The following is a 17310-nucleotide window of genomic DNA, read 5'->3' on the forward strand; positions in this document are numbered from 1 at the left end:
ATGGCGTTCACCCCGATCCGCGCCATCCTCAAGCGCCGCCTGATGATCGTCTTCCTGGCCGTCGCCCTGCTGGTGGCCGGGGTCCTGAGTTTCCTGCGCCTGCCGCTGCAGGCCTATCCCGGCGTGGCGCCGGTGACGGTGCAGGCCATCACGCAATGGCCGGGCCGCAGCACGGTGGAGGTGGAGCAGCAGATCACCATCCCGGTGGAGAACGCGCTGGCCAGCGTGCCGGACGTGCAGTCCTTCCGCTCGGTGTCGCTGTTCGGGCTGTCGGTGGTGACGGTGAAGTTCAAGGAAGGCGTCGACAACTTCAAGGCGCGCCAGAACTTCGTCACCTACCTGTCGCAGGCCAACCTGCCGCAAGGCGTGCAGGCCGCGCTGTCGCCCGACAGCGATGCCACCGGCGAGATCATGCGCTTCCGCCTGGAGGGCGACGGCGTGGACCTGACCACGCTCAAGACCGTCCAGGACTACACCGTCTACAAGGAAATCAAGCACATCCCCGGCGTGGCGGACGTGTCCGCCTTCGGCGGCATGGTCAAGCAGTACCAGATCGTGCCGACGCCGGAGAAGATGCAGGCCTACGGCCTCACGCTCAAGCAGGTCATCGACGCGGTGACCAATGCCAACGCCAACACCGGCGGCGGGCTGATGAAGGCCGGCGAACAGCAGTTCGTGGTGCGCGGCGTGGGCCTGCTGCAGACGCTGGAGGATATCCGCAACGTCGCCGTGGCGACGACCAACGGCGTGCCGGTGCGCGTGCGCGACATCGCCGAGGTGCGCGAGGGCCATGCGCAGCGCCTGGGCATGGTGCAGTTCGATCGCCAGGACGATGTGGTCGAGGGCATCGTGCTGCTCAAGCGCGACGACAACGCCTCAGAAGTGCTGGCCCGGGTGCGCGACAAGATCGCGGACCTGAACGAGAACACGCTGCCCAAGCATATCCAGATCAAGCCCTTCTATGACCGGCAGAACCTGCTGGATCTCACCATGGGCACGGTGGAGCATGCACTGTTCGTCGGCATCTCGCTGGTGCTGATCGTGCTGTTCGTCTTCCTCGGCAGCTTCCGCGCGGCCGCGGTGGTGGCGGCGGTGATCCCGCTGGCGCTGTGCGTGTCCTTCATCAACATGGACCACTTCAAGGTGCCGGCCAACCTGATCTCGCTCGGCGCCATCGACTTCGGCCTGATCGTCGACGCGGCGGTGATCGTGATGGAAAACATCATGCGCCACCTGGAGGAAGGCCAGTCGAACACCGAGGAAGCCATCGTCAAGGCCACCAGCGAAGTGCAGCGGGCCATGATCTTCTCCACCGGCATCATCATCGTGGCCTACTCGCCGCTGTTCTTCATGGGCGGGGTGGAAGGCATCATCTTCAAGCCGATGGCCTTCACCATGGGCTTCGCGCTGCTGGCTTCGATCGTGCTGGCGCTGACCTTCGTGCCGGCGGTGACCTCCTTCGTCTTCAGCGGTTCGCTGCGGCCGCACTCGCCGCGCTTCATCGAGATCATCCTCAACGGCTACAAGCCGCTGCTGCGCGCCCTGCTCAAGCGCCCCGGCATGGTCTTCCTGGCCGCCGCGCTCGGCCTGGGCGGCACCCTGTACAGCTCGCGCTACCTGGGTACCGAGTTCCTGCCCACGCTGGAAGAGAACAACCTGTGGCTGCGCGTGACGCTGCCCAATACCGTCGACCTGGACTATTCGGCCTCGATCGGCCGCGAGCTGCGCGCCTACTTCCGCGAGCAGCCCGAGGTGCGCGCGGTCTCGCTGCAGATCGGCCGCCCCGACGACGGCACCGATTCCACCGGCGTGTTCAACCAGGAATACGCGCTGTACTTCAAGCCGCGCGAAGACTGGCCCAAGGGCACGACCAAGCAGCAGGTGGTCGATCGCCTGACCAAGCGGCTGAACCGCGTGCCGGGCATCGAGTACAACTTCTCGCAGTACATCCAGGACAACGTCAACGAGGCGCTGTCCGGGGTCAAGGGCGAGAACTCGGTCAAGATCTTCGGCCCCGACCTGCTCGCCCTGCAGGACAAGGCCAAGGAAGTGGAGTCCATCCTCAAGCGCGTGCCGGGCCTGGCCGACGTGGGTATCTTCAAGGAGCTGGGCCAGCCCACGCTGAACATCTCGGTGGACCGCGAGAAGACCGCCCGCTTCGGCCTCAGCGTCAACGACATCCAGACCCTGGTGCAGTACGCCATCGGCGGCGACCCGGTCACGCAGATCCTCGACGGCGAGAAGACCTTCGGCCTGACCGTGCGCCTGAACGACAGCGCGCGCAACAACGCCGACGTGATCAACCGCCTGCTGGTGGACACGCCCGACGGGCAGCGCATTCCGCTGTCGATGGTGGCCAAGGTCGAAGTCACCGACGGTCCTTTCTTCATCTACCGCGAATCCGGCAAGCGCTACATCGCCATCAAGTTCGGCGTGCGCGGGCGCGACCTCGGCAGCGCCGTGACGGAGGCGCAGGAGAAGGTCAAGCAGGCGGTCGCGCTGCCGGCCGGCTACACCATGTTCTGGGACGGCCAGTTCAACCAGATGAAGGTGGCGCAGAAGAAGCTGGCGGTGATCGTGCCGCTCACCATCCTGGTGATCTTCCTGCTGCTGTACAGCACCTTCGGCAACTTCAAGGACGCGCTGATGGTGGTGCTGAACGTGCCGTTCGCGGCCATCGGCGGCCTGCTGTCGCTGCATATCGCCGGCGAGACGCTGAGCATCTCCGCGGGCATCGGCTTCCTGTCGCTGTTCGGCATCGCCATCCAGGACGGGGTGATCCTGATCTCCTACATCAACCGCCTGTCGCAGTCCGGCGCGGACGACCTGCATGAAGCGGTGGTGGAGGGCGCCTCGCTGCGGCTGCGCCCGGTGGTGATGACGGCCATGCTGGCCGGCCTGGGCCTGCTGCCGGCGGCGCTGTCGCACGGCATCGGCTCGGAGGCGCAGCGTCCGCTGGCACTGGTGATCGTGGGCGGCATGGTGACCACCACGCTGCTGACGCTGCTGGTGCTGCCGGTGGTGTTCGCCTGGGTCAACCGCCGCCGTGGCGGCCAGGGCGGCGCGGATGCGGCATCGCTGACGCCGGCCGAAGGGGTGTGAGCATGCGCCGGGCAGGAAAACAGTAAGGCAAGGGAAGGAGGAAAGCATGTCGGAAGGTTTTCACGTGCATGGCGCGCACGACCACGCCCTCGAGCACGCTGCGGAGGCGGGCCATGCGGACCGCTTCGCCGGCCGCATCGCGGTCATGACGGCGATCTTGTCGACGGCGGGCGCGGTGTTCGGCTACCAGGGCGGCGCCACGCAGAACGAGGCGCTGCTGTTGAAGAACGAGGCCGCCATCCACAAGACCGAGGCGGCCAATCAATGGGCTTACTACCAGGCCAAGGGGCAGAAGCAGGCCATCGCCGAACTGACGGCGCAGTTGCCGGGTGTCGACCAGGCGGCGGCCAGGCGCGAGGCGCAGCGCTACGCCGCCGAGAAGGAGGTGATCCGGCAGAAGGCCGACGCCCAGGAGCAGGCCGCCCGGCAGGCGGACGAGGCCAGCGAGGCCGCGGTGCACCATCACCACCGCTGGGCGCAGGCGGTCGTCGCCATCCAGGTGTCGATCGCGCTGGCCGCCATCACGCTGCTGTCGCGGCGGCGCTGGCTGCAGGCCGTCTCCTATGGCGTGGCGACGGTCGGCGGGATCCTGGCGGCGCTCGCGGCGCTGCACCTGTAATCGGGGCGCAGCCAGTGCGGCGGGCGGTACGGCAGGAAAGCGGGCGCGCCATGCGAGCCGGCCGAAACAGGGCCGGCCGGCGGGGTCCTGCGCGTCCGCCGCCGGCGTGCGTCCCGGCCGAGGGCAGCCGATGCCGTTGAAGCGGATCTCCGGCATCTTCTTCAGCCGGCCGACCCTGTTCATCGTCGGCGCGGTGGCCGGCGCGCTGGCGCTCGCCGGCATCGCCGCCATGGTGCTCTACGAGATGCGCATGGACGCGCTGGGGCGTGCGCGCGACGGCGCCGAGAACCTGGCGCTGATCCTGCAGCGGGATATCGAACGCAACCTCGAGGTCTACGAGCTCTCCATCGACGCCGTGGTGGACGGCGTCAGCGACCCGGCCACCCTGCGCCTGCCGGCGGGGATCCGGCAGCGCGTCCTGTTCGACCGTTCCACCCACGCGCGCGACATGGGGACGCTGCTGGTGGCCGACCGGACAGGCGAGGTCGTGTTCGACTCCGCAGGCTATCCTCCCAGGCGGCGCAATCTCGCCGAGGAGGACTACTTCACCGTCCATCAGCGCGCCGCCGGGGCAGGACTCTTCATCAGCCGTCCCTTCGTGCCGGGCGCGCAGGCAGCAGACCAGGCGATCGCGCTGAGCCGGCGGCTGGCCGGCCCGCACGGGGATTTTGCCGGGGCCGTGGTGGGCACGCTTCGCCTGAACTATTTCCACCGCCTGTTCGATGGCATGACGCTCGGCGACCACGGTTCCCTGACCCTGCTGCGCAGCGACGGCACGGTGCTGATGCGCCGGCCCTACAGCGTGTCGGAGATCGGGCGCAGCATCGCCGCGGCGGCTTCCTTCAAGCCGCTGCTGCTGGCCAGCAGCGGCAGCTTCATCGGCACCGCGGCGCTGGACGGCGAGCGCCGGCTCTACAGCTTCCGCCATATCGGCACCCCGCCGCTGATCATCGTGGTGGGGCTGTCGACGCAGGACATCTATGCCGAATGGCGGCGCCGTGCCTGGGCCATCGGCATGGTGGTGGCCTTGCTCGATGCCTTCTTCATCGCTATCTCCGTCCTCTTCGCGAACCAGCTCCGCCAGCGCCTGGCGATGGAAGCGCAGTTGCACCGGCTAGCCAGCACCGACGGCCTGACCGGGGTCGGCACGCGCCGCCTGCTGGACGAGACGCTGGACACTGCCTGGCGCGCCGCCAGGCGGCAGCGGCAGCGCATGTCCTTGCTGATGGTGGATGCCGACCGCTTCAAGTCGTTCAACGACCGCTTCGGCCATGCGGCGGGCGATGCCGCGCTGCGGGCCATCGCACAATGCATCGCCGCCAGCGCGCGCAGGCCGGGAGACTTCGTCGGCCGCTACGGCGGCGAAGAGTTCTGCGTGCTGTTGCCCGGCACCGGCCTGGACGATGCCATCCGCGTTGCCGAGCGGATCCGCGCCGCCGTGCAGGCCATCGATCCGGCTGCGCTGGGCGCAGGCGAGGACAGGCTGAGCGTCAGCATCGGGGTCGCCGCCTTCGATGGCGATACACAGCGCTATCGCAGCCGGCAGGAACTGCTGCTCGCCGCCGATCATCGCCTCTACGAAGCCAAGGCCGGCGGGCGCAATACGGTGCGGCCGGCGACGGCCGCCGCCACACCAGCCGCCACACCAGCCGCCACACCAGCCGCCACACCAGCCGCCACACCAGCCGCCGGCGGGGGCGCCGCCCATCCTTTCACCGAGCGGGGCTGAACCCCCGCTGTGCCGCTTCCCGCCAGGGGCGGCCAAGGCCCGCCGCGCGCTGCCGGCGGTGCTTGCCGATGGCTCCCGGCGCCGCGCATGTCCATGCCTTTGCGTGCGGGCAGGCCGATTCCCACAAGTATTCCCACAAGTATTCCCACAAGTATTCCCACAAGTATTCCCGCAAGGCCGCCGGCGGTGCGGGGCAACCTTCGCCCCAGCCCTGACCGCCATCTCCGTGTCTCATATACCGGGAGTCTATTGTGTAGAATGGGAGCGCTTGGGGGTTACATGTATCGTATTTCTAACAATAATATTTCCAGGTCGGGCGGTGTCGTGGTGCGGTTCGACGTCGTTTTTTCACCCTTTTCACCGCTTTCGGCCTCCTCGGCCTCCTTGCACCCGGTGGGCGGGCATGCGGGCCTGCCTGCCGAGGCAGGGCAAGGCGAGCAGGTCACCATCCTGACCCCGCGGCAGGCCGAGGTCTACGCCATGCTGCTCGATGGCCAGCCGGATAAACGGATCGCCCAGCGGCTGGTCTTGCAGGAATACACCGTGAAGGAGCACGTCTCGGCGATCTTCGCCAGGCTGGGCGTGGGCAACCGCCGGCAGCTGATCCGGCAGGCCTGCCTGCCCGGCTGCCACACGCCGCCGACCCACCTGGCGCGGCGGGAGCCTGCGCGCGGGGAGGCGATCTCCCCGGCCCAGCTCGGCCTGACGGCACGCCAGGCCGATGTGTTGCGGCTGCTGCTCGACGGCGCAGGCAACCGGGGCATCGCGCGGCAGCTCGGGCTGAAAGAGGACACGGTCAAGGGGCACGTCACGGCCATCCTGCGGGCGCTGAACGCCAGTACCCGCTCGCAGGTGATGGTGCTGATGCGGCCGTTCTCGCTGCTTTAGCCGCCAACCACCAGCCGCCAACCACCAGCTAGCGCGCCCCGCCCGCGGCCCCGCGCAGCAGGCGTCCTGGCAGCTCGCCGGTGGCCTGCCCGTGCTCGAAGATCGGCATGCCGGCCACCAGCGTCGCCACGTAGCCGTCCGCGTCCTGCACCAGGCGGCGCCCGCCGGCCGGCAGGTCGTAGACCATGCGCGGCGCGTGCAGGTTCAGGCGCGCGTAGTCGATCACGTTGATGTCTGCCTTCTTGCCCGGCTGCAGCAGGCCGCGGTCATGCAGGCCATAGAGCCGGGCGGTTTCCAGCGTCTGCCGCCGCACCATCGCTTCCACGCTCAGGCGCGGGCCGCGCCGGCGGTCGCGGGTCCAGTGGGTGAGCATGAAGGTGGGCATGCTGACGTCGCAGATATAGCCGCAGTGCGCGCCGCCGTCGGCCAGGCTGTTGACGGTGCTCGGGGTCTGCAGCATGGCGTGGATCTGCGACAGTTCGCCGTAGGAGTAGTTGAAGCTGGGGTAGTAGAGGATGGCCTTGCCGTCCTGCTCCAGCATCAGGTCGTAGATCACCTCCAGCGGGTCGCGCCCGCTCTGCCGCGCCAGGCTGGCCACGCTCTTGTCCTCGGCGGGCTCGTAGTCGGGCCGTGCCTCCATCGGGTAGATGCGGGAGAACTGGCTGAACATGCGCTCCAGGTTCTTGTCCGCCAGCGTGCGTTCGCCGTGCAGGATGGCGTGGCGCGTATCGGGCTGCCGCAGCGCGGCGATGCGCTGCGCGAACGGCAGGCCCTGCAGGCGCTGGTAGGCGACCGACTGGATAAAGGGATGCAGGCTGGTCTCCCACGAGAACAGCAATCCCAGCGGACGCCCGCAGATGCCGCCGAAGAGCGGGATGTCCTGCGCCCGGGCGTCTTCCAGCGCCGCCAGCAGCGTCTGCCACAGGTCGGGCTCGGGATCGGTCTGCTGCAGGTTGAACAGCACCGGCAGCCGGTTGTGGCGGGCCAGCTTGCGCAGCCAGGGGATCTCGCCGTCCATCGACACATGGTTGGAGGTCATCTGGAACACGCCGTGGCCGGCCGCGCCCAAGGTCTCGCCGAGCGCGCCGATCTCGGCCAGGGTGGCGAAGGTGCCGGGCGGGTACTTCCTGCCCTCGTACTTGTGCAGGAAGGTGCGGGAGGTGGAGAAGCCGAGCGCGCCCGCGCGCATGGCCTCGCCCAGCAGCGCGCACATCTGCTGGATGTCTTCCGGCGTGGCCTCGTCGTGATGCACGCCGCGCTCGCCCATCACGTAGGTGCGCAAGGCCGAGTGCGGCACCTGGGCGCCGATGTCGAGCGCCTTGGGGCGCCGCGCCAGCGCGTCGAGGTACTGCGGAAAGCTCTCCCAGTCCCACTGGATGCCCTCGGAGAGCACCGCACCGGGAATGTCCTCGACGCCCTCCATCACGCGGATCAGCCAGTCACGGTCCTGCGGCCGCACCGGGGCGAAGCCCACGCCGCAGTTGCCCATGATGGCGGTGGTGACGCCATGCCAGGTGGAGGGCGTCAGGTAGGGGTCCCAGGTGGCCTGGCCGTCGTAGTGGGTGTGGATGTCGACCCAGCCCGGCGTGACCAGGCAGCCGCTGGCGTCGATGACGCGGCGGGCGGGACCCGCGCTGCCGCCGGCCTGCTGGATGATGCCGTCCTGGATGGCCAGGTCTCCGGTGCGCGCCGGGGCGCCGCTGCCGTCGACGAGCGTGCCGCCGCGGATAACGAGATCGTACATAGTGGCTGGTAGTGGTGAGTAGTGCGTAGAGTCTGGTGGTGGTCGATGCCGCAGAGGAGTGATGGATGGCGATGGAGGGCGCCGCCTCAGTCCAGGCGGATGCCGGCGCGCCGGATCACCTCGCCCCAGCGCTCGTAGTCCTGGCGCACGATCCGGGCGAAGGCGTCCGGTCCGGCGCCGCTCACTTCGTTGCCCTGGGTGCGCACCAGTTCGGCGATCTCGGGTGAGCGCAGCACCTTGTCGAGGCTGCGCGCGATCTTCTCGGCCAGCGGCCTGGGCATGCCGCCCGGGCCGAAGAAGCCCTGCCAGCCCACGATGTCGATGCCCGGCACGCCTTGCTCGGCGATGGTGGGCAGGTCCGGCAGCACCGCCAGCCGCTTGTCCGCGGCCACGCCGAGCAGCTTGAACTTGCCGCCCTTCGCGCTTTCGATGGCCGAGGCGGTGCCGTCGAAGTAGAGCTGCGCGTCGCCCGCCATCACCGCGCGCGTGGCGTCGGTCACGCCCTTGTAGGGCACGTGCACGATGTCCAGGCCGGCGTTGCGCTTCAGGATCTCGGCATTGAGCTGCGAGGTGGAGCCGATGCTGTAGGAGGCGTAGTTCAGCTCGCCGGGATGCTGCCTGGCGTAGGCCACCAGCTCGCGCACGTTGTTGTACGGCGCGTTCGGCTGGGTCACCAGGATGGTGGCCGAGCGCACCGCCTGCACGATCGGCGTGAAGTCCTTGAAGGGGTCGTACGGCAGCTTGCGGTAGAGGTGCGGGTTCTGCGTGTGCGTCACCACGATGGTGTAGAGCAGCGTGTAGCCATCGGGCGCCGCGCGTGCCACGTCCTGCGCGCCGATCAAGGTGCCGGCCCCGGGCTTGTTGTCGACGATGAAGCTGCCGCCGGTCTGCTCCGCCAGCCGCTGCAGGATGACGCGCAGCGAGGCGTCGCTGCCGGCGCCGGCGGGGAAGGGCAGCACCACGCGCACCGGCCGGCCCTTCTGCGGCCAGTCGGCGGCGGAGGCGGATGGGGCGGGCTGCGCCTGTGCCGTTGCGGTGGCGGCGAGCAGCCAGGCCGCGGCTGCCGTCCTGGCGATGCTGGTGGCGGCCCGGGTGGCGGTCCGGGTGGTGGTCCTGGCGGTCGAGCTGCCATGGCTGGCGTGCCGGCCGCCGCCCGGCGCGCAGCCGGGGGCGACACCCGTACGGATGGGGGCGTGGTTCATGTCCTTGTCTCCTCGTTGTGCAACGCAATGTGCATCGTCGGCTTGGCCTTCTGCGAGGCCGTCATGCCGCCCGGGGCCGGGGCGCGAGCCTTGGCGCCTCGGCGCCCTGGTACCGGGGGCATTGCCAGACCATTGTGGTGCCCGCTAGGATTCAAATCCAATGCATATTGCTGGGCGCAAAACAAAATAAAAGTTATGGTCAGCCTCCGCCGCTTGCAACACTTCCTGGTCCTTGCCGAAGAAGGCGCCTTTTCGCGCGCCGCGCGCCGCCTGCACCTGACGCAGCCGGCGCTGACGCGCAGCATGCAGACGCTGGAGGAATCCCTCGGCCTGCAGTTGCTGGAGCGGCGCCACGACGGCATCACCCTGACCAGCGCCGGCAGCGCCATGCTGGCGCGCGCCAAGCGCGTGCTGGGCGAGGCCGGCGCCATGCAGTCCGAGGCCGAGCAGATCCGCGGCATCGAGGTGGGGCAGGTCAACTTCGGCGTCGGGGTGCTGCCGGAAGCGGTCTTCCTCGAGGAAGTGCTGGCCAGGCAGGCGGCGGAGCGGCCGCACCTGACCGTGCACGCCGACATCTCCAGCTGGGTGCGCCTGTATGAGCGGCTGCAGCGCGACGAACTGGATTTCGTCGTGGCCATGACGCGCAGCCTGCCGCCCATTTCCGGCTACCGCATCATCCCGCTGCCGCCGCAGCACCAGGGATATTTCGTGCGCGGCAGCCATCCGCTCGCCGGCGCCGGTGCCGGCGAGATCCGCGCGCGCCTGCAGGGCTATCCCCTGCTGTCGCCGGAGATGCCGGCGGCGGCCAAGGAGCGCATCGCGCGGCTGTTCGGCAAGCCCGCCTTCGACGAGATCGGCGGCCTGCGCTGCGACAACGCGCCCATGCTCAAGCGCCTCGCGCTGCGCTCGGACGTGGTGCTGTTCTCCACCCGCGAGAACCTGCGTGAAGAGCTGCTGCGCGGGGAGTTCGTCTGGCTGCCCGTGATGAGCGAAGCCGAGGGGGTGCTGGATCTCTCGCTGGTCTATCCGGAGCACCGCTACCTGTCGCCGGCGGCGCGCTGGATGATGGAGCGGATCCAGGCGTATTTCAGGGAGTAGGGGGCGGGAGCGGGGCGCCGGCGGGGCCGGCTCTGCTCAGGCGGCCGCCGGCGCCAGCCTGGCGCTGCGATCCACCGCCGCCAGCGTCTGCCGGATGCCTTCCGCATAGGGCGTCTTGGGCAGCGGCCCGAGCAGGCGCTGCAGCGCGCTGTCGTCGAGGATCAGCGGGTCGGTCAGCAGATAGTGCATCTCCACCATTTCGCGCAGCAAGGGGTTGAACAGGCCGAGCAGGCGCAGCATCGGCTTGCCCACGATGCGCAGCCGCATCGGGCGGCCGCTCTGGCGCTCCATCTCGGCCACCAGCGCGCGCTGGCTGGTCACGCCGGCGCCGGCCAGGTGCCAGATGCGGCCAAAGGCGGCGGGCGTGTCGATCAGCCGCATCACCACCGGCCCCACGTCCGGCACGAAGACGAACTCGTGCGGACGGTCGATGGGGCCGATCAGGTCGGCCGTGCCGCCGTTGACCGCCGCCAGCGCGGCACGGTGCAGGAAGCTGTTGGCCACGCCGGGGCCGTAGAAGTCCGGCAGGCGCAGCACGGTGGCCTGGATCCTGCCCTCGGCGTGGGCCTGCATCAGCAGGTCTTCCTGCGCCAGGCGCATGCGGCCCTTGAAGGTATGCGGCACGCGCGGATGGTCTTCGCTGACCGGGTTCTGCTGCGCGCGGCCATAGGGGTAGACGGTGCCGATCAGCACCACGCGCTTGACCCCGGCAGCGATGGCCCCATCCAGCGTCTTGCGCATCAGCTCGGGGTGCAGTTCGAACTGCCAGTAGTTGACGCCGACCAGGTAGATCAGCGTGTCGATGCCCTCCGCCGCAGCCCGCACCGATGCCGGCACCTGCGGATCCCAGGCCACGATCTCGGCGAGCGGATCCGCGCCGAAGGCCCGGCGCAGGCTGTCCGCGCTGCGGCCCACCACGCGATAGGGCCGGCCCTGGGCGCGCAGCGCGGCGGCAAGGCTTTGGCCGATGGCACCGGCGGCGCCGAACAATGCAACCTTGGACATGGCAAGACTCCCTTCAGACGACCTGGCGGCCGGGTTGGATGGACGCAGTGTGCGCCGGCGATAGTGAAAAGAAAATCGCCTAGAATCGCGTAGCCACTATAGAAAAATGCATAGCATGTCCGATGCCGAACCGAACTGGGAGTGGTACCGCAGTTTCCTGCAGGTGCTGGAAACGGGCTCGCTGTCGGCCGCCGCCCGCGCCATGGGCCTGACCCAGCCCACCGTCGGCCGCCACATCGACCACCTGGAGGCCACGCTGGGGCTCAAGCTGTTCACGCGCTCCTTCGACGGCTTCGCGCCCACCGATGCCGCGCACGAACTGCGCCCCCATGCCGCCGCCCTGGCCGCCACCGCCGCCTCGCTGCGCCGCGTGGCGAGCGGCCATGGCGACGGCGTGCGCGGCACGGTGCGCCTGACCGCGAGCGAAGTGATCGGTGTCGAAGTGCTGCCCCCGGTCCTGGCCGCGCTGCGCGCCGCGCATCCCGCGCTCACCATCGAAATGGTGCTGTCCAACCAGCCCGACGACCTGCTGCGGCGCGAGGCCGATATCGCCGTGCGCATGTTCCGCCCCGAGCAGGAAGCGCTGGTGGCGCGGCGCGTGGGCGCCATCGAAATCGGCTTGCACGCGCACCGGCGCTACCTGGCCGCGCACGGCACGCCGAAATCGCTGGACCAACTGGCGCACCACACGCTGATCGGCTACGACCGTGAAACCGCCTTCATCCGCCGCCTGCAGCAGCAATACCCGATGCTCGTGCGCGACCGCGTGGCGTTCCGCGCCGACAGCGACCTGGCCCAGCTCAGCGCCATCCGCGCCGGCTTCGGCATCGGCGCGTGCCAGGCCGCGCTGGCGGCGCGCGACGGCGAACTGGTGCGCGTGTTGCCACGCGCGTTCGCGCCGGCCCTGGAGACGTGGGTCGCCATGCACGAAGACCTGCGCGACAGCGCGCGCTGCGCGGCGGTGTTCGCCGCGCTGGTGGCGGGGCTGCAGGCGTATATCGAGGGGGAGCAGCGGCCGGCATGACGCCGTCGGCTGTGCCGTGGTGGCTGGGATCACACACCATCGGCTTCGTCTCTGTGCTCGCGTGCTGGACTACACCGTTGGCTTCGCTTGCGTGTGGCGCCTTGCTAGACCACCCCTCTCCCCAACCCTTTCCCCATGAGGGGAGAGGGAGCCAAGACCGTGTGCTTGGCGATTGGTGTTGGTGCATCGTCGGCTTTGTCCAGCGCGACGTGATTCGCACCGCGCCGGTCTGCTCCCCTCTCCCGCTTGCGGGAGAGGGGCCGGGGGAGAGGGCCGGCCTTCGCCGGCACCATGGCGCCCGCCTTCCACGAGCGCTCGCCGGTCCTGGTTCAGGTGCCTTGCTGCGTCCGCAAGGCGAGCAGGTCGACCACCTGGGCCGCCACCATTTCCACCCAGCGGCGATACTGCAGCGGCCCGGGATGGAAGCGGTCGCGCGCCATCTCTTCCGGCACCGCCGCCCACTGCAGCGAGACGTAGCGGGCCCGCGCCTCCTGGTCGATCCAGCGCCGCAGCAGGCGGTCGAGGCGCGCGGCGTAGCGGCCCAGGTACCAGCGCAGCGGATGCGGCGCGGCGGGCAGGATGTGCAGCGGGGGCAGGCCGGTGACCACGAGGCCGGCGGCGCCGCTGCGGCGGAACAGCGCTTCGACCAGGGCCTGGTAGTCCTTCAGGAAACGGCCGGGCCGGCGTTGCGAGGTGACGTCATTGGTGCCCAGCGCGGTGACGATGAAGTCGGCGGGCGCGATCTCGCTGGCCTGGACCAGCTCGATCGCCTCGACCGTATTCACGCCGGATCTGGCCACCAGCTGCCAGGTCACCGCGCGTCCGGTGCGCGCCGCCAGCAGGCGCGCCAGCGGCTGTGCCAGGGCCTCGTGCTGCTGATCGACGCCCACGCCGGCGGCCGACGAATCGCCGACCACCAGCAGGCGCAGCGGCGCTGCTTCCGGCGCTGCTGCGTTCTCCTGGCCCATGCGCGGCCCCGCCGCTTCCGGCAGGCGCAGCGCCGTCTTGCGCAGCTGGTGTGCCTGCCTCAGCAGGATGGGGCCCAGCACCCCTTTGTAGAGCAGCAGCATGGCAGTGAAGGTGAGTGGCGTCCTTGCCCGGATGGTCGCGGCAGCCTGTCGTGGTGCGCGGAAGTGGCCCGTATTCTACCCGGCGCACCCGCGCATCCCGGGGCGGGGGACAGCGCCGTGCGTGCTGCCCTGAGCCACCCTCACAGCCACCGTCAGAGCCACCCTCAGAGCCACCCTCAGAGCCGCCCTCAGAGCCGCCCTCACAGCCGCGCCAGTCCCTGCATCCCCTGCCAGCCGACGTACAGTCCCACCAGCACGATCAGCGCGCCGGAGAAGTAGGGGGCCTTGCGCGCGAACTCGCCAAAGCCGCCCCAGCGCCGGGAAACGTGCTTCACGCTGAGCGCCGCCAGCGCCCCCGAGGCCACCATCGTCAGCGCCAGGCCGATGCTGAAGCACAGCACCAGCGTCGCGCCGAGCGTGATCTTCTTCAACTGCAGGCACAGCAGCAGCACGGTGATCGACGCCGGGCAGGGAATCAGGCCGCCGGTCAGCCCGAACACGATGATCTGGCCGGTGGTCACCTCGCGGTTGGCGAAGCGGCGGCGGATGTCGTTGGCGTGCGCCAGCTCGTGCGCGTCCTGGTAGCCTGGCGCGGAAATGTCCAGCCCTTCGTAGTCCTTGACCACGTGGTGGTGATCGTCGTGCTCCACGAACTCCACGTCGTAGTCATGCCGGTGATGCGGCTCGCCCAGGCGCAGGCGGGCAATGAATTCATGCGGCTCGGGGATGGGCTCGGCTGACTCGAGGAAGCCGTCGCGCTGCACGAAGGGGAAGAACTGCCGCGAGCCATCGGCACGCTCCGTCTCCAGCTCGACCTGGCTGGCCGGCCAGGCGTGCGGGTGGCGGCCCTCGGCATAGAGGCGGAAGCACGGCGGCACGCCGTCCTCGAAGATCTCCAGCCGCAGGGTGCCGTGGTGGCCGGTGTCGATGAAGCGGGCCGCGGCATGGTGATGGCCGTGACCATCGCCGTGATCGTGGCCGTGATCATGGTCATGCCCATGATCGTGATCGTGATCGTGATCGTGATCGTGCGCATGCCGCTGTCCCTGCCAGGTACGCCACAGCATCCATGCTGCCACCGCCACGATCAGCACCGCCGAGGCCACCTGGAAATAGGGCTCGGTCGCCTCGGCGCTCCAGTTGCGGCCGAAGTACAGCCCGGCCATGGCCACCGCCCAGACCACCGCCGTATGGGAAATCGTGGCCGACAGCCCGAGCAGCACCGCCTGCGACAGCGTGCCGCGGATGGCCACGATGAAGGCTGCCATCATCGTCTTCGAATGGCCCGGCTCCAGGCCATGCAGGGCGCCCAGCAGGATGGCGCTGGGGATGAACAGCCAGGCGTTGCCTTGCTGCAGGAGGGTGGAGAACTCGGTCATGGCGGCGGATGGGCGGCGCGCGCGATACGCGCTGAATGGATCGGTTTCGGGGTGGGCGCATTATACTCCCCCCCAGTATAGTCATGCTACCCTCAGGCCTTCCCGAAGCCCCCGATCCCGCCCCGGAGCCGCCGACGCCATGCCCCATACCATCCGCGACAAAGCCAAGCTGCTGGCGCGCGTCAAGCGCATCCAGGGGCAAGCCGCAGCGCTGGAGAAACAACTCACGGAAGAGGCGGAATGCGTGGACGTGCTGCAACAGATCGCCGCCATCCGGGGCGCCGTCAACGGACTGATGGCCGCCGTCATCGAGGGTCACCTGACCGACCACGTGGTCAAGGAACCTGACGAGGGGCGTCGGCAGCAGGACCTGGATGCCGTGCTGCAGGTCATCAAGTCCTATCTGAAGTAGGGCGGTCTGCGCGGCGGAGGGTATCCGCTCCCGCTTCCGCTCCCGCATGCACATCCGCATCCGGTGCGATGCGGCGCCCCTGTACACGGCGACGCCGCGACAGGCGGGGGGGGGCAAGGCCGCGCGGGGGCTGTGCGGGGCCAGCCCAAAGAGCGCGCCCCTGTCGAGGCAGGGGCGCTGGGCAGGGCAGGCGAGGGGGGGCGGGCTCAGGCCGGCGCCAGGCGCGAGGTGCCCGCGTTGCTACCCCCGATCCGGAAGAATGCAATCGCCGTGGCCAGCTCGGCGGCGCGCTCCTGCATCGATTCCGCCGCGGCGGCGGCCTGCTCGACCAGGGCGGCGTTCTGCTGCGTCACCTGGTCCATCTGCGCCACCGCGCCATTGACCTGCTGGATGCCGGTGCTCTGCTCGTCGCTGGCCGCCGTGATCTCGCCCATCAGGTCGGCCACGCGCTTGACCGCGCCCACCACGTCGGCCATGGTGCTGCCCGCTTCGCCCACCAGCACGTTGCCGGCATCGACCTGGCCGACCGAAGCCTCGATCAGTGTCTTGATTTCCTTGGCCGCGCCGGCGCTGCGTTGCGCCAGGCTGCGCACCTCGCCCGCCACCACGGCAAAGCCGCGTCCCTGCTCGCCGGCGCGGGCAGCTTCCACCGCGGCGTTGAGCGCCAGGATATTGGTCTGGAAGGCGATGCCGTCGATCACGCCGATGATGTCGGTGATCTTGCTGGCGGAAGCGCTGATCGCGTCCATGGTCGCGACCACGCGCGACACCACTTCGCCGCCCTTGGCGGCGATGTCGGAGGCGCTGGCGACCAGCGTGTGCGCCTGGCGGGCATTGTCGGCGTTCTGCTTGACGGTGGCGGTCATCTGTTCCATCGAGGCCGCGGTCTCTTCCAGCGAGCTGGCCTGCTCCTCGGTGCGGCTCGACAGGTCCAGGTTGCCGCTGGCGATCTCGCGGGCCGCGTTGCCGATGGTGTGCGAGGCCTCGCCGATCTGCCCGATGGTCTGCGCCAGTTCGCTGCGCATGCGGCTCACCGCCGCCAGCAGGCTGTGCTGGTCATCGCCCCGGGTCTCGATGCGCACCGTCAGGTCGCCGGCGGCGATCCGATTGACCACATCCGCCGCGTAGGCGGGATCGCCGCCGAGCGTGCGCTCCAGGCTGCGGTTGGCCATCGCCGCCAGCAGTGCCAGCACCACGCCCACCGCCAGCAGCAGGCCGCCGGTCTGGTACAGCGAGTGCAGGAAGGCGGCATTGATATCGTCCATGTAGGCGCCGGTGGACAGGATCCAGTCCCAAGGCTCGTAGCGCAGCACATAGGACAGCTTCGCCACCGGCTCGGTGCCGCCCACATGCGGCCAGACATAGGACACGAAGCCGCCATCCGGCTGCTTCGCCGCCGCCGTGATTTCCACGTACAGGCGCGTGCCGGCGGCGTCCTTGAAATCGGTCTGCTTCTTGCCGACCAGGTCCGCCTTGATCGGGTGCATCACGACCCGCTCCTCGGAGTCGGTGACGGTGAAGTAGCCGTCCTTGTCGTAGCGCATCGCGCGGAAACGGTCCAGCGCCTGCTTCTTCGCCTCCTCCGGGCTGATGGCGCCGCTGCGGGCGAGATCGTCGTATTGCCTGGCCAGGTTGACGGCCTGGGTCGTCACGCTGACCAGGTTGTGCTTGCGTTCCTCGATGCGGATCTGCCGCGCCTGGTAGGCATTGACCACAGACAGCAAGGCGAGGGCGACAAGGCAGAAAACAAGCGGTAGCCAGAGCTTCTGGCGAAACGTAAGCGTGCTCATGATGTGGGGGCTCCAAGGTACTTCGCCTGCGCAGAGCGAGGCATGCCGGCCACGTCGGCAGGCACGCGGGGGTTTAACGACGGCCGGCCGGAGGAACTTGAGCAGCGGCGCGGGCGACTTCACTGGCAGCGCGGCAGAAGCGGCGCAAAGGCATCTTGGGGGCAGTCAGCAGGCCTTGCGGCTGGCGACGGACGGCGTGTCGGCCCTCGCTGCAGTGCGAGGGCGCATGCCGAGGCGGGGTGACGAGG

The 17310-nt window shown here is 69.3% G+C and carries 13 protein-coding genes; 7 read left to right on the plus strand and 6 right to left on the minus strand.

What is annotated here, in order from left to right; all coding sequences use genetic code 11:
* From BKK80_RS05370 to BKK80_RS37945, 4 genes are all read left to right on the plus strand, one after another.
* A complete protein-coding gene (locus tag BKK80_RS05370) occupies positions 1–3102 on the plus strand; it encodes an efflux RND transporter permease subunit (protein ID WP_071068682.1) in 3102 nt (1033 codons plus the stop codon).
* A gap of 46 nt (positions 3103–3148) precedes the next feature.
* A complete protein-coding gene (locus BKK80_RS05375) occupies positions 3149–3721 on the plus strand; it encodes a DUF4337 domain-containing protein (protein ID WP_071011365.1) in 573 nt (190 codons plus the stop codon).
* A gap of 130 nt (positions 3722–3851) precedes the next feature.
* Positions 3852–5450, plus strand: a complete 1599-nt coding sequence (locus BKK80_RS05380) for a sensor domain-containing diguanylate cyclase (protein WP_084545485.1) — start codon at positions 3852–3854, stop codon at positions 5448–5450.
* A gap of 327 nt (positions 5451–5777) precedes the next feature.
* Entirely contained in the window at positions 5778–6338 is a 561-nt protein-coding gene (locus BKK80_RS37945) for a LuxR C-terminal-related transcriptional regulator (protein ID WP_236903723.1), read from the plus strand.
* A 28-nt stretch (positions 6339–6366) separates the two neighbouring features.
* On the opposite strand, the gene BKK80_RS05390 is transcribed toward BKK80_RS37945, so the two are convergent.
* A complete protein-coding gene (locus tag BKK80_RS05390; protein ID WP_071068685.1) occupies positions 6367–8082 on the minus strand; it encodes an N-acyl-D-amino-acid deacylase family protein in 1716 nt (571 codons plus the stop codon).
* Between the two features lie 86 nt (positions 8083–8168).
* Positions 8169–9284, minus strand: a complete 1116-nt coding sequence (locus BKK80_RS05395) for a Bug family tripartite tricarboxylate transporter substrate binding protein (protein WP_084545486.1) — start codon at positions 9282–9284, stop codon at positions 8169–8171.
* A 213-nt stretch (positions 9285–9497) separates the two neighbouring features.
* Here BKK80_RS05395 and BKK80_RS35355 point away from each other — a divergent pair, with 213 nt between their 5' ends.
* On the plus strand, positions 9498–10382 hold the full coding sequence (locus tag BKK80_RS35355; RefSeq protein ID WP_162287343.1) for a LysR family transcriptional regulator: 885 nt from the start codon (positions 9498–9500) through the stop codon (positions 10380–10382).
* Positions 10383–10418: 36 nt separating this feature from the next.
* Here the strand turns inward: BKK80_RS35355 and BKK80_RS05405 are convergent, their stop codons facing one another.
* A complete protein-coding gene (locus tag BKK80_RS05405; protein ID WP_071068686.1) occupies positions 10419–11387 on the minus strand; it encodes an NAD-dependent epimerase/dehydratase family protein in 969 nt (322 codons plus the stop codon).
* Positions 11388–11502: 115 nt separating this feature from the next.
* Between BKK80_RS05405 and BKK80_RS05410 the strand changes: the two genes are divergently transcribed.
* The gene (locus BKK80_RS05410) at positions 11503–12411 is read left to right on the plus strand and encodes a LysR family transcriptional regulator (RefSeq protein WP_071037420.1); all 909 of its coding nucleotides are present in this window, start codon (positions 11503–11505) and stop codon (positions 12409–12411) included.
* A 329-nt stretch (positions 12412–12740) separates the two neighbouring features.
* Here the strand turns inward: BKK80_RS05410 and BKK80_RS05415 are convergent, their stop codons facing one another.
* Together BKK80_RS05415 and BKK80_RS05420 are read right to left on the minus strand one after the other, a co-directional pair.
* Positions 12741–13481 (minus strand): SGNH/GDSL hydrolase family protein, encoded by a 741-nt coding sequence (locus tag BKK80_RS05415; protein WP_071068687.1) that lies wholly within the window; start codon positions 13479–13481, stop codon positions 12741–12743.
* Positions 13482–13681: 200 nt separating this feature from the next.
* The gene (locus BKK80_RS05420; RefSeq protein WP_071068688.1) at positions 13682–14860 is read right to left on the minus strand and encodes a nickel/cobalt efflux protein RcnA; all 1179 of its coding nucleotides are present in this window, start codon (positions 14858–14860) and stop codon (positions 13682–13684) included.
* Between the two features lie 139 nt (positions 14861–14999).
* Between BKK80_RS05420 and BKK80_RS05425 the strand changes: the two genes are divergently transcribed.
* Positions 15000–15272: a metal/formaldehyde-sensitive transcriptional repressor gene (locus BKK80_RS05425; protein ID WP_071011378.1), complete on the plus strand. Its 273-nt coding sequence runs from the start codon at positions 15000–15002 to the stop codon at positions 15270–15272.
* Positions 15273–15478: 206 nt separating this feature from the next.
* Here the strand turns inward: BKK80_RS05425 and BKK80_RS05430 are convergent, their stop codons facing one another.
* Positions 15479–17062 carry a methyl-accepting chemotaxis protein gene (locus tag BKK80_RS05430; protein ID WP_084545488.1) on the minus strand — a complete coding sequence of 528 codons (1584 nt, stop codon included), beginning with the start codon at positions 17060–17062 and terminating at the stop codon, positions 15479–15481.
* Between the last annotated feature and the right edge of the window lie 248 nt (positions 17063–17310).

Source organism: Cupriavidus malaysiensis (genome assembly GCF_001854325.1).
Lineage (GTDB): Bacteria > Pseudomonadota > Gammaproteobacteria > Burkholderiales > Burkholderiaceae > Cupriavidus > Cupriavidus malaysiensis.

What these genes read in the sequence shown, in the direction of transcription:
- BKK80_RS05375 (WP_071011365.1), top strand. Translation starts at nt 3,149, where the DNA reads ATGTCGGAAGGTTTTCACGTGCATGGCGCGCACGACCACGCCCTCGAG.
- BKK80_RS05420 (WP_071068688.1), bottom strand. Translation starts at nt 14,860, where the DNA reads ATGACCGAGTTCTCCACCCTCCTGCAGCAAGGCAACGCCTGGCTGTTC.
- BKK80_RS05410 (WP_071037420.1), top strand. Translation starts at nt 11,503, where the DNA reads ATGTCCGATGCCGAACCGAACTGGGAGTGGTACCGCAGTTTCCTGCAG.
- BKK80_RS05415 (WP_071068687.1), bottom strand. Translation starts at nt 13,481, where the DNA reads ATGCTGCTGCTCTACAAAGGGGTGCTGGGCCCCATCCTGCTGAGGCAG.
- BKK80_RS05380 (WP_084545485.1), top strand. Translation starts at nt 3,852, where the DNA reads ATGCCGTTGAAGCGGATCTCCGGCATCTTCTTCAGCCGGCCGACCCTG.
- BKK80_RS05430 (WP_084545488.1), bottom strand. Translation starts at nt 17,062, where the DNA reads ATGAGCACGCTTACGTTTCGCCAGAAGCTCTGGCTACCGCTTGTTTTC.
- BKK80_RS05425 (WP_071011378.1), top strand. Translation starts at nt 15,000, where the DNA reads ATGCCCCATACCATCCGCGACAAAGCCAAGCTGCTGGCGCGCGTCAAG.
- BKK80_RS05395 (WP_084545486.1), bottom strand. Translation starts at nt 9,284, where the DNA reads ATGAACCACGCCCCCATCCGTACGGGTGTCGCCCCCGGCTGCGCGCCG.
- BKK80_RS05405 (WP_071068686.1), bottom strand. Translation starts at nt 11,387, where the DNA reads ATGTCCAAGGTTGCATTGTTCGGCGCCGCCGGTGCCATCGGCCAAAGC.
- BKK80_RS05370 (WP_071068682.1), top strand. Translation starts at nt 1, where the DNA reads ATGGCGTTCACCCCGATCCGCGCCATCCTCAAGCGCCGCCTGATGATC.
- BKK80_RS05390 (WP_071068685.1), bottom strand. Translation starts at nt 8,082, where the DNA reads ATGTACGATCTCGTTATCCGCGGCGGCACGCTCGTCGACGGCAGCGGC.